Origin of the sequence: Caldanaerobacter subterraneus subsp. tengcongensis MB4, assembly GCF_000007085.1 — a bacterium.
In the GTDB taxonomy this organism is placed as follows: domain Bacteria; phylum Bacillota; class Thermoanaerobacteria; order Thermoanaerobacterales; family Thermoanaerobacteraceae; genus Thermoanaerobacter; species Thermoanaerobacter subterraneus.
Genome location: NC_003869.1, coordinates 1191128 through 1206009, shown reverse-complemented (window position 1 = coordinate 1206009; position 14882 = coordinate 1191128). Strand labels below are relative to the sequence as shown.

Annotated in this window: 13 protein-coding genes and 1 pseudogene; 4 read left to right on the top strand and 10 right to left on the bottom strand. The window is 36.5% G+C overall.

Annotation, left to right across the window (positions count from 1 at the left end; all coding sequences use genetic code 11):
- Window positions 1-4: 4 nt before the first annotated feature.
- The 4 genes from TTE_RS05735 to TTE_RS05720 all read right to left on the bottom strand — a co-directional run bounded on the left by TTE_RS05735 (window position 5) and on the right by TTE_RS05720 (window position 4893).
- Window positions 5-1246 carry a Glu/Leu/Phe/Val family dehydrogenase gene (locus TTE_RS05735; protein ID WP_011025535.1) on the bottom strand — a complete coding sequence of 414 codons (1242 nt, stop codon included), beginning with the start codon at window positions 1244-1246 and terminating at the stop codon, window positions 5-7.
- Window positions 1247-1326: 80 nt separating this feature from the next.
- Window positions 1327-2586 (bottom strand): glutamate 2,3-aminomutase, encoded by a 1260-nt coding sequence (eam, locus tag TTE_RS05730; protein WP_011025534.1) that lies wholly within the window; start codon window positions 2584-2586, stop codon window positions 1327-1329.
- Window positions 2587-2715: 129 nt separating this feature from the next.
- Entirely contained in the window at window positions 2716-3612 is an 897-nt protein-coding gene (locus TTE_RS05725; RefSeq protein WP_011025533.1) for a response regulator, read from the bottom strand.
- 12 nt (window positions 3613-3624) lie between these two features.
- Window positions 3625-4893, bottom strand: coding sequence for an ATP-binding protein (locus TTE_RS05720; protein WP_157858516.1), 1269 nt, complete (start codon window positions 4891-4893; stop codon window positions 3625-3627).
- A gap of 408 nt (window positions 4894-5301) precedes the next feature.
- Here TTE_RS05720 and TTE_RS05715 point away from each other — a divergent pair, with 408 nt between their 5' ends.
- Genes TTE_RS05715 through TTE_RS05700 form a run of 4 tightly spaced genes read left to right on the top strand, consistent with a single transcriptional unit; the run spans window position 5302 to window position 8846 of the window.
- On the top strand, window positions 5302-5742 hold the full coding sequence (locus TTE_RS05715; RefSeq protein WP_011025531.1) for a MarR family winged helix-turn-helix transcriptional regulator: 441 nt from the start codon (window positions 5302-5304) through the stop codon (window positions 5740-5742).
- Window positions 5743-5760: 18 nt separating this feature from the next.
- A complete protein-coding gene (locus TTE_RS05710; RefSeq protein ID WP_009610918.1) occupies window positions 5761-6933 on the top strand; it encodes an efflux RND transporter periplasmic adaptor subunit in 1173 nt (390 codons plus the stop codon).
- Window positions 6933-7625 carry an ABC transporter ATP-binding protein gene (locus tag TTE_RS05705; protein WP_041587313.1) on the top strand — a complete coding sequence of 231 codons (693 nt, stop codon included), beginning with the start codon at window positions 6933-6935 and terminating at the stop codon, window positions 7623-7625. Before TTE_RS05710 ends, TTE_RS05705 begins: the two co-directional genes overlap by 1 nt.
- A 12-nt stretch (window positions 7626-7637) precedes the next feature.
- A complete protein-coding gene (locus TTE_RS05700; protein WP_009610930.1) occupies window positions 7638-8846 on the top strand; it encodes an ABC transporter permease in 1209 nt (402 codons plus the stop codon).
- Window positions 8847-8875: 29 nt separating this feature from the next.
- Here the strand turns inward: TTE_RS05700 and TTE_RS05695 are convergent, their stop codons facing one another.
- From TTE_RS05695 to TTE_RS05670, 6 genes and pseudogenes are all read right to left on the bottom strand, one after another.
- Window positions 8876-9505 (bottom strand): MBL fold metallo-hydrolase, encoded by a 630-nt coding sequence (locus tag TTE_RS05695; protein WP_041587147.1) that lies wholly within the window; start codon window positions 9503-9505, stop codon window positions 8876-8878.
- A 15-nt stretch (window positions 9506-9520) separates the two neighbouring features.
- Window positions 9521-9970, bottom strand: coding sequence for a D-aminoacyl-tRNA deacylase (dtd, locus tag TTE_RS05690; RefSeq protein ID WP_041587146.1), 450 nt, complete (start codon window positions 9968-9970; stop codon window positions 9521-9523).
- A gap of 10 nt (window positions 9971-9980) precedes the next feature.
- Entirely contained in the window at window positions 9981-12137 is a 2157-nt protein-coding gene (locus TTE_RS05685) for a RelA/SpoT family protein (RefSeq protein WP_011025527.1), read from the bottom strand.
- 50 nt (window positions 12138-12187) lie between these two features.
- The gene (locus TTE_RS05680) at window positions 12188-12709 is read right to left on the bottom strand and encodes an adenine phosphoribosyltransferase (RefSeq protein WP_009610921.1); all 522 of its coding nucleotides are present in this window, start codon (window positions 12707-12709) and stop codon (window positions 12188-12190) included.
- Between the two features lie 147 nt (window positions 12710-12856).
- Window positions 12857-14293, bottom strand: a complete 1437-nt coding sequence (locus tag TTE_RS05675) for an IS200/IS605 family accessory protein TnpB-related protein (protein ID WP_011025526.1) — start codon at window positions 14291-14293, stop codon at window positions 12857-12859.
- Window positions 14274-14863 (bottom strand): annotated as a pseudogene (locus TTE_RS05670) (IS607 family transposase). The gene TTE_RS05675 and the pseudogene TTE_RS05670 overlap by 20 nt, the downstream one beginning before the upstream one ends.
- Between the last annotated feature and the right edge of the window lie 19 nt (window positions 14864-14882).

Sequence of the window (14882 nt, the reverse complement as noted above, 5' to 3'; positions counted from 1 at the left end):
TCCTCTATATCCATCCTCTTACTTTCATCGCTTCATATATTCTCTTTATAGCAATCATATAAGCAGCTGTTCTCATATCAACCTTATATTCTTGAGCCAATTGGTATATATTATTAAATGCATTTATCATCACAATCTCTTGCCTTTCTTTTATTTCTTCTTCAGTCCAATAATAATTCATCAAATTCTGCACCCACTCGAAGTAAGAAACAATCACCCCACCAGAATTAGCAAGTATATCCGGTACTACAAAAATTCCTTTTTCTCTCAGTATCCTGTCTGCCTCAGGTGTTGTAGGACCATTTGCCGCTTCACATACCATCCTCGCTTTCACATTCGGAGCATTTTCTTCCGTAATTTGATTCTCAAGAGCTGCGGGAATTAGTACATCTACGTCCAATGCAAATAGTTCCTCATTTGTTAAAGAAGTAGTGCCCTCAAAGTCTTTGACACTCCCTGTCTTTCTCACATGTTCTGCTAACTTCTCTGCGTCAATTCCCCTTTCGTTATATACCCCTCCATATATATCTACTACCCCTACGATCTTTGCACCCAGTCTCTGCAGGTGAATTCCCGTGTAACTTCCTACATTTCCGTAACCCTGTATGGCTACAGTACAGTTCTTTATATCCATTTCTAACTTTTTCGCAGCTTCGCGCGCGATTAGCGCTACTCCATATCCTGTAGCATCAACCCTACCTTTTGAACCCCCGTATATCAAAGGTTTTCCTGTTATAACTGCCGGACTATTATAACCGACTATTTTGTTATACTCATCTACCATCCATGCCATCACTTGAGCATTTGTACCTACGTCAGGTGCTGGTATATCCTTTTCAGGCCCTATTATACTGGAAATTGCCCGAATATAACCTCTACTCAATCTTTCTAGTTCTGTTGGTGAAAGTTCTTGAGGATTAACTGCTACTCCTCCTTTTCCTCCGCCGTATGGAAGCCCAACTACACCGCATTTAAAGGTCATCCACATAGAAAGAGCTTTTACTTCATCAAGTGTAACGTCCGGATGAAATCTTATTCCCCCTTTTGCAGGTCCAAGGGCATCGTTGTGCTGTGACCTGTAACCTTTAAATACCTTCACTGTTCCATCGTCCATCTGTACGGGAATGGAAACTTCCATTACTCTGAGAGGCTCTTTTAATATCTCATAGACTGATTCTTCTAAATTGAGAAGTTCACAAGCATTTTTTATCTGTTCTTGAACAGCCTTTAAAGGATTAACTGCCATTCTTACATTCCTCCTCATAATTTTTTATTTTTCGGGGTAAGGGAAAATGTTACATTTCTTCCCCTTACCCCTATAAAAATTTAATCGTCAGGGAAGCCATTCGGATATTCAAAAACTTTTCCTTCCCAATTTCTTATAAGAACATATTCTTTCCCAACCATAAGGAGATACTGAGGCACAATAGGAGTCTTCCCATGCCCTTCAGGTGCATTGATTATATACCACGGAATGGCAAGCCCTGAAGTATAACCGCGAAGTTGTTCCATAATCTCTAATCCATCTTGAACTGTAGTAACAAAATGGGTAGTCCCTTGAACAGATTTCGCATGGAAAATGTAGTAAGGTTTAACCATAATTCTAAGTAATTCGTGGTTTAACTTTTTCATAACATGAGGGTCATTATTTATCCCTTTTAAAAGCACTGCTTGATTTCCTAATGCCACCCCAGCTCTTGCTAATTTAAAGCAAGCCTCTTTTGCTTCTTCAGTAACTTCTTTTGGATGATTAAACTGGGTATTAATGTACAGAGGCAGATGTTTTGTTAAAATCTTGCATAATTCATCGGTAATTCTCTGTGGAAAAGTCACTGGGGCAGCCGTCCCTATTCGTTTTATTTCTACATGTGGAATTTTATCTAATTCTGACAAAATCCAGTCGATTTTTTCATCCTCAAGAGTGAGAGGGTCTCCCCCTGTTATCAGCACATCTCTAATTTCTGGATTATTTCGAATATATTCTAATGCCGCTTCTATGTCTTCGTGTTTTGCAGGATAATCCACTTCTCCTATGTTGCGTCTCCTCTGACAATGTCTACAGAACATGCCACATTGATTTGTTACGTTTATAATCAGTCGATCAGGATAACGACGTGTTATTAAAGGAGCGGGAGAAGTATATTCTTCTGCCATCGGGTCTGGAACTCCATATTTATCTGTAAGTTCCTTAATACTTGGGATAGCTCTCATTCGAATAGGACAGAAAGGATTATCCGGATCCATTAAAGAAGCATAGTATGGTGAAATTGCCCATCTGTAGCGAGTACTTACCCTCTTTATGTTTTCAATTTCCTCCTCAGAAAGGTTTACAATCTTTTTGAGAGTTTCAACATCACTTATACGATTTCTTATCTGCCATCGCCAATCATTCCATTCCTCTTCTGTTGCTCCAAATAAGTTTTTAATTTTCTCCTTGTTTTCTCTAAATTTTTCTGATAACTTAAAGCCCGTCTCTATTTTTTCAGATGCTCTCAAGTATGGCTCTATCTTCTTTTTTAACTCTTCCGCTCTTTGGAGTGCTATTTTCCTTTTTTCCTCCACTGTGAGTGAACCCGTGCTGCTCATAAATTTGCACCTCCTTCCTTTACAAAACTTGCAAACGATATCTGAACTCTGTGAACTCTCTTGTAAAATAAATTTTACATACACTCCAACATTTAATAACAAAAAAAAACCGAATTTAACTCGGCAAATTTAAAAGCTATTTTCTTCAATTATCCACAAGAGCCCTTCTAAAAATTTCTTCACATTTATTTTTCCTCTATTAGACGTCTTCTTTCTAAAGTAATCCATTTCTGTTTTTATATCTCCATAATCAAAAAGAACATGTCCATATCTGATAAAATATTCGTCCCCGTAATCTTCTATTGCTCTCAGAGCAATATTTGATAAAGCTTTCGCCATTGCACGTCTCATTCTCATTTCAATAGCTTTAGCTTCTATCTTTATTTTATTTCTTGATTCATAGAGTTGACTTAGTTTTTCATAGACTTCTGCAAGAGTAGTAGAAGATAGGTCTATCTCTTTCTTCCATATCAACCCCAAAAGGTTAATTATATCTCTAGCCCCCATTTCTCCTAAAATGCCAAGTTCAGCCAAAACGCCTTTAATTTTTTTCTCTAGTTCTTCTGTACCAGAAATATTCTGAATTTCTTTTTTCATGTAATGCTTTACTGCGGCACTTATATTGTTAAAAGTCTCTTTTAAAAATTTTAACTCTTGAACTTTTTTCACCACAGTTATTATTTCAATCACATTGAGAGGTTTGTGAATAAAAAATTCAATCCCTGCTTTATAAGCTTTTGCTACCATTTCTTTATCATTTACCTGAGAAATCGCTATAAAATTGCAATTAAGGTCTTGATGCATTCTAAGATTAGCAATTGTCTGAATTCCATCCTGGAAAGGCAACAAAAGGTCAATAATGGCTATATCTGGCTTCAAAGCTAAAATCTCTTTTTCAGCCTGTTTCCCATTTTCAGCTTCCCCTATTACTTCTCCTAGTTCGTTTTCTTCAATTATATTAGCAAGAATTCTTCTGATACTTCTATCGTCATCAACTAAATAAAAAGCAGTTCCTTTTTCTTGCATTTTTCGCCCCTCCTACTTTTTTATAAGCATCTCTTTAGGAATTTTGACAGTAAAAACCGTTCCCTTCGCTAATTCTGAATGAAGAGAAATTTCTCCTTTTAAAATTTCAACAAGCCGTTTCACTTGGCACAACCCCAATCCAGAGGACATCTTACCAGTATTCTTGTCAAATTTAGTTGAAAAGCCTGGTTCGAAAATTGTCTCTAAATTTTTTGGTTTTATTCCTTCTCCGTTATCTTTCACTTTAAAAATCACATCTTCACCATCCTGTGAAAGTTCAACTTCTATTACCCCTATTTCTTTATCAATAGCTTCTATAGCATTTTGAATCAATTCATTGAGCAAGGGAAAAAGATAAGCATATTTGTCTGTCTTAAAATTTAATTTGCTTTCAAATCTTATATTTACAGTTTTGTTAAGAGATTCTGCATATTCTAATGAAAGTTTTTTTAGAAATTCCATTATTTCTCTAATTTCAATAGCCTCAGTTACATCTACATCGGGTAATAATTTCTCTATGCGACCCTTAACTTGAAAGTAATCTTTTTTAATTTCGTGCATATCTACAGCAAGCTCCAGTGCTTTATTCTTAAGCTCCTCTTTTATTTGTTCTGTTTCTTTTTCACTACTAAGCAAACTATACACCTCATAACTTTTTCTCATCACTTTTTCAATCTTATCAGCAGCTCTTACCAAAAAATAGAGTTCATTTTTTAAATTTAAACTGAGTACTAAAAATCGCAGATACCTTTCTTTCTCTATTTTTTCTAAAATCATTGAAGTATACTTTTGAAGTAACCAATACAACAATAAAATTATAAGTCCTCTACTAAAACCTACTGCTGCAATAAAAGGGATAGCATCATCAAAAAATTGCAAAGGAATTTCTTTAGTAACTAAGGTTCTCACCAATAATTCTGCACAATTGCTAAGAGTATCTATTATTCCCAAATAAACCACGAAATAGAGCAAATTATCAGAAGGATTTGTAGAATGAAATCGTCTAAATATGCTTCCAAAAGCTATGTAGTAAATGCTAGTCGGAAAATGGTGTGAAAAGGCTTCTGTCCAGGGAAGTTGATTAAAAGCTATATCTAACAAGATTCGAAAGATTGGAACAATCACGCTTGTAAGAAGAGCCGTGAAAAAAATATTAACCTCTGAAAAATAAAGAAGTAACACTACAAAAACTATTACACCCATTCCTACACGAAAAGAAGTTCCAAATGGGAAAATATATATTTGACCCAAAAATGCTGTAGTAAACGCTATTAAAAGCATTTTTTGAAAAATCCTGGACTCTCTGATGTTCGTGAATGAAAAACACATTTTATATTTCCCCTTCTCTCTTGAAAAATAGTAGTTTTTAACGGGGATTAATTCGATTATTTAAAAAGTACTCATTAGTATTTATAACGTTTTCTTGTATATTTCCATGTTCCTTTCTAAGCGAGAAAAAACTCCATGGAAGGGAAATGGGAAAAAATAAGTAGAACTCTGTGAAAATTTTTGAAAACAATCTCAAATGAAATAGGTGTTGTTGTTTAATTATTCGACAAATTTTCTCTATATCTTTCTTTTATTCGTAGAAATTCGTAAAAATTTATAAAATTTTAAAAGCATATCTTGACAAAACAATTTCGATGAACTAATATTTTGATGTACGAAATATTTTTGAGGTGAAAGTTTATGAGCAAGGAAGAAAATAGCAAACTATTGTATGACTTGTTACGAACTATACGCCAGAAACTCAACAACCAATTAAGGGCAAATAACCTTTCTGAACTTCAGGAAAATTTAACTTTAGGCGAACAGCAAGTGATAATGGTGCTAAGCGAAAATAAACATACTCCGATGTACATGAAAGATGTAGCCTCTGAACTCGGAATATCCCCAAGCACCCTGACAACAATAGTCGATAAACTAGTAGAAAAGGGATTGGTGAAAAGGGATTTGGACATCGATGATAGGCGCAAGGTCCAAATTTCTCTCACAGAAAAGGGAGAAAATATACACGAACATTTAGTAGAATTTAGAAAAAAAGTGCTGATGCCAATATTTGGTAAACTTTCGCCTGAAGAGATAGAGGCCTTAAAAAGCATCCTCCAAAAGATTAAAGAGGGATTATAAAAATCAAAGGTGGTGTCTATGGAAAATAAAAAAAGTATCTGGATTTGGATTGTAGTTTTAATTATTGTGGTAGCTTCTATCTACTTTATCTCTGTAAAGAACAAAGAGGCAGGCTCTGCAGTCGAAGTCACTGTTTCTAAGGTGGAAAAAGGAGACCTCGTTTCTCTTTTCTCTACCAGTGGCGTAGTAGAATCAAAGTCTAAACAGGAATTTTACATATTTTCACCTACAAAAGTTTTAAAAGTGTATGTTTCTGTCGGTGATCAAGTAAAAAAAGGGGATAGACTTTTAGAGTTAGAAACGCAGGACCTTTCTATTCAATACCAAATTGCAAAAAAGCAACTGGAAATGGCGCAAATACAGTTAGAAGCATTAAAAAATTTAAAGCAGAAACAAACTGAACAAAGTCAAATTCCAACTCCTTCTTTACCACAGCAAGCTCCCGCTTCAGAGCAGTCAATACCTCATCAGACTCAAGCACAGTTTCAACAGCCTACTTCCTCTTTAAGCCTTGATGACCAGATTAAGCTTCAGGAAAAGCAGGTAGAAATTGCTGAGTTAAACTTAAAAAGCATACAGCAGAACATGAACAAAATGCAAAAATACGTGACAGCTGACTTTGATGGAACGGTAACTTCTTTAAACGCAAAAGAAAATAATTATTTCACTTCAACCCAGTTCCCCGCAATAACAGTAGAAGATTTGCAAAATTTGCAAGTAGTGTTAGATGTAAACCCTTATGACGCGGTAAACTTAAGCGAAGGACAGCAAGCCTACATACACTTTGCAGGCAAAACTTTTGAAGGAAAAGTGAATAAAATAAGCCCTACCGCTGTAAAAGTGATGAGCCAAACAGGAGGAGACAGCGTAGTTAAAGTCTATGTAGATATTCTAAATAACGATGGCACAATAAAACCTGGATTTAAAGTAGATGTAGACATAAAGATTGGAGAAAAGAAAGACATAATAAAAATACCCTCAGAATCAATCGTAACTGATAAAAACGGCAACGAATTTGTGTATGTGGTTGAAAATGGAATAGCAAAGCAGAGAAAAGTAAAAACAGGCCTTACTTCTGACCTTGAAACAGAAATTTTAGAAGGAGTAAATGTGGGAGATAAGGTCATACTAAATCCGAGCGCTGCCATAAAGGATGGAGTAAAAGTAATGACGAAAGGCGGTAAAGAATGATGGTAGAGCTTGAAAGAATAAAAAAAGTCTACAGCCTAGGAAAAGTGCAAGTAGAAGCATTAAAAGGAGTATCCTTAAAAATAGACAAAGGAGAATACGTGGCAATAGTAGGGCCTTCAGGCTCTGGCAAATCCACTCTAATGAATATAATTGGACTTTTAGATAGGCCAACTGCTGGAAGCTATAAACTAAATGGAGTAGAGGTCTCTACTTTAAGTGATGACCAGTTGGCTTATTTAAGAAACCGTCAGATAGGTTTCGTGTTCCAATCTTTCAATCTCTTGCACAGATTAAACGCGTTGGCAAATGTAGAACTTCCAATGTTATACGCAAAAATACCATCAAGAGAAAGAAGAGAAAGGGCACTAAAAGCATTAGAAATAGTTGGGCTATCTGATAGAATTTATCACAAGCCTAATGAACTCTCTGGAGGTCAACAGCAAAGAGTTGCAATCGCCCGAGCCATAGTGATGAACCCTTCTTTTCTTCTGGCAGATGAACCTACAGGAAACCTCGATACAGCTTCCAGCATTGAGATAATGAAGATTTTCCACCAATTAAACGAAGCAGGTACTACAATTATCATGGTCACACATGAACAAGACATTGCAAATCATGCAAAAAGAATAGTTCGCTTAAGAGATGGGCTCATTGTAGAAGACAGTTTGGTTTCAAATAGAATAACTTATTGACAGGTGAGAATAATGTATATCTGGGAAGCCTTTAAAGTAGCCATTGAAAGTATCTTAAGTAATAAGCTCAGAACTTTCCTAACAATGTTGGGTATCATAATAGGAATCGCTTCTGTGATAACAATTGTGTCTTTGGGAGCAGGAGGGCAAAAGGCAATATTAGGAGAGTTTGAAAAAATAGGCGTAAATGTATTTTCTATAAAAATGAGAAACGACGTGGACATTCGAGAGGGCGATAGGTTAACCTTAAGAGATGTAGAAATGATAAGAAAAAGATTGCCTTCTGTAAAATACGCTGCACCAGTAGCAGAAAAAATGGGACTTGCTAAAACTGAAAAATACACTAAAAGAGCTCTTTTTATAGGAACAGACTTTGACTATGGCAATATTTCCAGCCTCAAAGTAATTCACGGGAGATTCCTAAATGAAAAGGACATCTTATTAGGAAGAAATGTAATACTCATTGATAAAGACTCAGCTATAGAACTGTTTGGCTATGAAGACTGTGTAGGAAAGAGTATTAAAATAGGCACCTATTATTATTTTGATACAGCGAAGATAATTGGCGTCATAGACAGTGGAAATTTAAAAAGCTTAGGTGGATCAATAGCTGATCAAATACCCATAATCGCTGCAATTCCTATAACTTACGCACAAAAAATTTTCCCTGACATAAACATATCTCAAATTTATGTAATGACTTACGACCAAAGCCAATTAGAAGAAGCTTCTTCCCAGGCAGTGCGTTTAATAGAATCATTACACCACAACAAAGACAAATACAAGACAGAAAATCTTATAAGTTTTTTAGAGGAATTTAACAGAATCCTTGGGATATTTACAACTGTGATAGGTGCGATTGCGGGTATTTCTCTCTTGGTAGGCGGAATAGGAATTATGAATATAATGCTTGTCTCTGTAACTGAACGCACCAAAGAAATAGGGATAAGAAAGGCAGTAGGTGCAAGGAGAAAAGATATAATGATACAGTTTTTGATAGAGTCTGTTACCATATCCCTTATAGGAGGAGCAATAGGAATTTTGCTGGGATACCTCTTAGCTAATATCGTAGGCCCCTTTATCGACATAAAACCAATTATTTCAATAAACGCGATACTTATCGCTTTCTTCTTCTCCACCGCAGTTGGAATATTCTTTGGAATATACCCTGCTCAAAAAGCAGCAAAACTAGACCCAATAGTAGCATTGAGATATGAATAAAAAGCAAGGGGATAAATTCCTCTTGCTTTTTATACTAAATTTTTCAAAAACATATTAAGCCTTTTTTCCCTTCCTATTGTGGAAAAATCACCATGGCCCGGGTATATCACTGTTTCATCTTTTAAAGTTAAAAGCCTTTCTTTTATTGAAGCCATGAGAGTTTCAAAATTTCCTCCAGGAAAATCGTGTCTTCCTATAGAACCCCTAAATAAAGTATCCCCTGTAAAGTATACATCTCCAATCTTAAAGCATACACTTCCTTTGGTGTGCCCTGGTGTAGAGATAACTTCTACATAATAATTTCCGAAGCCTAGTACATCTTTGTCTTTTAGAATTATATCAGCTGGTGAGCAAATCACCTTTTTAAAGACCATCTCTGATAAATTCTGAGAAGGGTCTAAAAGCATCGGAGCATCTTCTTCTGAAATCGCAACTTTTCCTCCTGTAAAGGCTCTGATCTCCTCTACTCCGCCTATATGGTCAAAATGCCCGTGAGTAAGAAGGATGTGCTTTACCTTTATACCATTTTCTTTTATATAGTTCTTTATCTCGTCATACACTTCTCCAGGGTCTATTATTATTCCCTCTCTTGTATCTCTATCCCAGACAACGTATAAATTTGCTCCATAAGGTCCCACCACGTACCTTTTTACTTCCATAGATCTCAGCTCCACTTAAAATAATTTTTTTGAGTCAATCAAAATAGTGACTGGGCCATCATTTTCAATCAATACCTTCATCATAGCTTGAAATTTACCAGTTTCCACTTTTACTCCCTTTTTTCTGACTTCTTCTACAAGCTTATTGAAATAAGGAAGTGCTTCCTCAGGTTTTTTCGCAGAAGTAAAACTGGGCCTTCTACCCTTTCTCACATCTCCCATAAGGGTAAATTGAGAAACCAAAAGCATTTCTCCTCCCACATCAAGAAGGGATAAATTCATTTTTCCCTCTTCATCTTCAAAAACCCTCAAATTCACCAGTTTGTCTGCCATATAAGCTATATCTTCTTCCGTGTCATCTTCAGCAATTCCCACTAAAACCACAAACCCTTTTCCTATAGCCCCCACAACTTCGCCGTCTACCCTCACTTCTCCGCGAGTTACTCTTTGTACAACAGCTCTCACAAAATCACCCCTATGCACTTAATCTGTACACATCCATTACTCCTTCTAGAGACTTAAGGCGGTTCATCACCTTTTCTAACTGCTCTTTTGAAGTAATCTCTAAAGTGAGATTTATAATGGCTATGTTGTCTCTAGTAGTCCTGGCGTTTATAGCTTTTACATTTATTTTAGCATCTGCCAAAACTCCAGTAACTTCTGTCAAAAGCCCAAACTTATCATTTGCCATAATCTGAATATCTGTTTGATAGGCCATGTTTCTGTCCTGTGCCCATTCCACTTCGACTATTCTGTTTTTGTCATACAGGAGGTCTCTCACATTCGGACAATCTTTCCTGTGAATGGAAATTCCTCTTCCTCTCGTCACATATCCAACTATTTCATCTCCCGGCACAGGAGAACAGCACTTAGCAAATCTGACCATGACATTGTCAACGCCCTTTACAATGACTCCAGCGCCATTTTTCTTCTCTTTCTTCTTCTCTTCTCTTGTGGGAGTCTGGACTTTAGGAACGGTTTTTTGAGATTTTCTTATTTCTTCCTTAATTCTTGGAATTACCTGGTTTAACGTAAGTCCGCCATAACCTATTGTAGCATATAAGTCCTCCATCGTATGGATGTTTAATTTCTTTAACACTTCCTCCCATATTTCTGTCTTAATCATTGAAGGCTGTATCCCCTGGCGCCGCAGCTCTTTCTCTAACATTTCTTCTCCGCGAGCTATATTCTCTTCCCTTTTCTCTTTTTTAAACCACTGCCTTATTTTGTTTCTCGCCTGAGAAGTCTTGACAATCTGCAGCCAATCCCTACTAGGCCCTCTATCTTTATTAGGACTTACTAGTATTTCCACAATATCTCCCGTCTTAAGCTGATAGTTTATAGGAACTATTCTCCCATTTACTTTGGCACCATTCATCCTGTGACCTATCTCAGTGTGTATGCTGTACGCAAAATCGATAGGAGTAGACCCTGCCGGCAAGCTGATGACATCCCCTTTTGGAGTAAACACAAAAACTTCGTCTGTAAAAAGGTCTATCTTTAAAGTTTCCATAAACTCTTTAGGGTCTTTCAATTCCTTCTGCCATTCTAAAAGCTGCCTTAACCATACAAGCTTTTTGTCAAACTCGTCTTCTGTGGTCTTCCCTTCTTTATAGCGCCAGTGGGCTGCAATACCGTATTCAGCAGTTTTATGCATCTCCCACGTCCTTATCTGTACTTCAAAAGGCTCTCCTTTGGGGCCTATAACTGTGGTATGAAGAGATTGATACATATTTGGCTTAGGCATAGCAATGTAATCTTTAAAACGTCCTGGAATTGGCTTCCATAAGGTATGCACTATTCCCAACACGCCGTAGCAGTCTTTTACCGTATTTACAATTATTCTTATAGCTAAAAGGTCGTAAATTTCTTCAAAAGTCTTATTTTGAGTCTTCATTTTTTTGTATATGCTGTAAAAATGCTTTGGCCGCCCATCTACTTCCGCTGGTATACCCATCTCATCTAATTTTTGCTTGATAGTGGCTATTATGTTTTGTATAAATTCTTCTCTCTCTTTTCTCTTTGCAGCAACTTTTTCTACTAAGTCGTAATACTCTTCAGGGTGCAAATACCTCAGGCACAGATCTTCCAATTCCCATTTTATTTTTGATATTCCCAGTCTGTGGGCTATAGGCGCATAAATTTCTAATGTCTCCTCTGCCTTTTCCTTCTGCTTGTCAGGAGGCAAATACTTTAAAGTTCTCATGTTGTGAAGCCTGTCGGCTAATTTTATGAGTATCACCCTTATATCCTTTGCCATCGCTATTAACATTTTTCTCATGTTTTCAGCCTGTTGCTCAACTTTGCTTTTATACTCTATCTTTCCCAATTTGGTAACCCCATCTACCAGGTCAGCAATTTCTTTTCCAAATTCTTCCATCAACTGGTCATAAGTAACACCTGTGTCCTCAATCACGTCGTGCAAAAGCCCTGCAGCAATTGTAGTAAGGTCTAGCTCCAAATCAGCAAGAATGTATGCGACTTCTACAGGATGCACAATGTAAGGCTCCCCTGAATTCCTTACCTGCCCCTCATGGGCTTTCACTGCAAAGTTGTAGGCTTTATATAAAAGGTCTAAATTTGCATTTTCCCCCATGTATTGTTTTACTCTATTTATTACTTTTTCTATCACAGTCATCACACCTTATAATTTAAAGTGGCAAAATGCCACTTTAAAGATATTTAGAACTTTATTAATGAAATTATATCATATCCGTCAAGCTTTTTTCTACCATCTAGAAATGTCAGTTCCGTCAAAAACAAAATAGAATCCACTACTCCTCCCAAGCTTTCTACAAGCTTGGCTGAAGCGTAAACAGTTCCCCCTGTAGCCAGAAGGTCATCCACTATCACAACTCTCTGCCCCTTAACTACCGCATCTTTGTGTATCTCAAGAGAATCCAGGCCGTACTCTAGTTCATATTCGTAGCTTAAGGTTTCAGCAGGTAACTTCCCGGGTTTTCTCACCGGAACAAATCCCACTCCTAAGCGAAAAGCAAGAGGTGCTCCAAACAAGAATCCTCTCGCCTCTGGAGCTGCGATAAGGTCAAATTTCCTCCCCTCTAACGCTTTAGCAAGCATCTCTATAGAATAGTTAAAAGCTTTGGCGTCTTTTAAAACAGGAGTTATATCTTTAAATCTTATTCCTTTTTTAGGAAAATCTGGTATCTCTCTAATCATTTCCTTTATGTCGTCAAGCGTCATTTTAAAACCTGGTTACCCAAACTGTACAAAAATGTACAGTTTAGATAGCTGGGGTATTTGTAGTCCGCCCTTCAGACTTTCCCAGCCCCAGCAGGCGGTATTTGGGAAAGCCATAGCCCCTGCCCCAAGAAGCAGGAACTTGCGCCCTTACGGGTCTCTCCACTTACCCTGAATTAGTAATCCTTTCAGGGTAGAGAAGTCTCTTGGTACCTTCTCAGGAGAGAGTGGAGTCACCACCGCTACCTTGAGAACTCTCCAGAAATCATAGGCACTAAAACTTGTTCCATACAGAGGTTTTAGCACCCTTTCTGGCTCACTCCCAAGGCTTTGCAAAAATTTTATTGCTTTATTTATTTCCCTTAAATGCTTTTTCTTTAAATGCTTATTTCCAACTGTTTTCTTTACATGTTCTTTTAATTCTTCTAATTCTTCTACAGTCAATGCGTTGAGAAACTTCATATAATTATCTGGTATCTTTTCTTGAAGTCCCAACCCTCTTCTTGCTATTACAAAGGCTGCTGCTATATCTTTTGTTATCATATACTGCGGTGCATATTTTAACATCCCTATTATTGATGTGTAAGAAGGATTGACTTCTATTACTTCTATCCCTTCTCTTTTTGCTAGTGTTTTTATTTTTGAAAGAAGTGATTTATAGCTAAAGCTATGCCTTATTCTCCTTGATTTTCTCCCTGAAAAGTCTCCTCTTTTGCCTTTTTCTTTTATGTCCAATTTTTCAATTACTATTGCTTTTCCTTTCTCTTTTGCTATTTTTACTATCTCATGAGCATATTGCCATCTGAAATATTCTCTTTTGTCTTTACTGTCGCTTGCAAGCTCTGGCATAGGTATCTTACCATAACTTATTAGATTTCCTTTTTCATCTACTTCTACCCATGATATGTTGTCCGGATATGCGTTCACATCTATTCCTATGACCCCTCTTTCTTTTGTTATTTTTATCTCTGGATATTCTTCTTCAATAGCAAAATAGGCGTATATATTGCCATTTTTGAGTTTTAATTCTACAGAGTAGGGTATGTTTGATTCTCCAATTTCCTGCAGAAGTTCTTCTCTTCTCTTATTCTTTTTGTAGCCTGCTTCTATTCTGGCATATACATATTTTCTTTCCCCTACATTTATCCTTAAGAAAGTACCATTTTCTTTTACTTCTATTCTTGTGTTGAGATTTCCTTTTTTGCTTTTATCCCCTCTTGAATATAGATTTCCTTTTCTCTTCTCCTGCCACCTAATTTTTAATTTTTCATATGCCTTCCCGTTTATATGGCGCTTTTGAAGTTTTCCAAACAAGTCTCTTCCTCCAAAAATGACTTTCTTTGGACTCTTACCTAATTCTCTAGCAGATTCTAGTGTGCTTCTTGCTTTCATTATTGCATCATCTACATATCTTGAGTTTAAGTCAAACATCCCCTGAAGGTCTCTTTTTAATGTTTTTCTATCATAACCTTCTAGAAGCCTTTTGTATGCAAATCTCATGTAGGATGACCATCTTCTCATTAAGTCTAATACTATTTGTTTGGCTTGTTGGTTTAGAAAAATAAGTTTAGCCTGTATTACTATCATGCTTTTTGCCCCTTTGCCCGTAAATTCTTGCTACAAAAGATGTTACTATTGCTATTAAGTCTTCTGCTAGTTCTTTGTTTGCATCTTCTTCGTTTTCTTTCCCGTTTAAAACTATAAGCTCCACCCCAAAGCTTTCCATGAAAAATTTGAGATATTCAAAGCCAAATCTCGCTAGTCTATCAGGATATTCTATTACAACTTTTTCAACTTCTCCTCTTTTTATCTTGTTCAAAAGCTTTAATAAGCCTCTTCTATTTTCATTTACTCCACTTGCTATCTCATGTATGACTTCATACTGCCATCCTTGGGAATTAGCGTATTCTTCAAGCCTTCTAATTTGATTCTTAAGATATTCTTCTTGTTTCTTTGTGGACACTCTTGCATACAAAACTACTTTAGGTTTTGGTTTTTCTTCCAGCATGCCTAATAACTTCTCTATATCTTCTTTTTTGTACCTTCTTCTTCCTTTTGGTGTTCTACTGGGGTTATTAATCCTTCCTTTTCCCAGTTTATTAATGTAATTCTGCTTATATCATACAGCTCTTTAACCTTTTTTATAGTTAATAACATTCATCATCACCTAATTAAA

Excerpts from the sequence above, each read along its gene's own strand:
- TTE_RS05710 (WP_009610918.1), top strand. The coding sequence starts at position 5,761 with ATGGAAAATAAAAAAAGTATCTGGATTTGGATTGTAGTTTTAATTATT.
- TTE_RS05725 (WP_011025533.1), bottom strand. The coding sequence starts at position 3,612 with ATGCAAGAAAAAGGAACTGCTTTTTATTTAGTTGATGACGATAGAAGT.
- TTE_RS05705 (WP_041587313.1), top strand. The coding sequence starts at position 6,933 with ATGGTAGAGCTTGAAAGAATAAAAAAAGTCTACAGCCTAGGAAAAGTG.
- TTE_RS05700 (WP_009610930.1), top strand. The coding sequence starts at position 7,638 with ATGTATATCTGGGAAGCCTTTAAAGTAGCCATTGAAAGTATCTTAAGT.
- TTE_RS05695 (WP_041587147.1), bottom strand. The coding sequence starts at position 9,505 with ATGGAAGTAAAAAGGTACGTGGTGGGACCTTATGGAGCAAATTTATAC.
- TTE_RS05680 (WP_009610921.1), bottom strand. The coding sequence starts at position 12,709 with ATGACGCTTGACGACATAAAGGAAATGATTAGAGAGATACCAGATTTT.
- TTE_RS05735 (WP_011025535.1), bottom strand. The coding sequence starts at position 1,246 with ATGGCAGTTAATCCTTTAAAGGCTGTTCAAGAACAGATAAAAAATGCT.
- TTE_RS05715 (WP_011025531.1), top strand. The coding sequence starts at position 5,302 with ATGAGCAAGGAAGAAAATAGCAAACTATTGTATGACTTGTTACGAACT.
- TTE_RS05720 (WP_157858516.1), bottom strand. The coding sequence starts at position 4,893 with ATGCTTTTAATAGCGTTTACTACAGCATTTTTGGGTCAAATATATATT.
- eam (WP_011025534.1), bottom strand. The coding sequence starts at position 2,586 with ATGAGCAGCACGGGTTCACTCACAGTGGAGGAAAAAAGGAAAATAGCA.
- TTE_RS05675 (WP_011025526.1), bottom strand. The coding sequence starts at position 14,293 with ATGATAGTAATACAGGCTAAACTTATTTTTCTAAACCAACAAGCCAAA.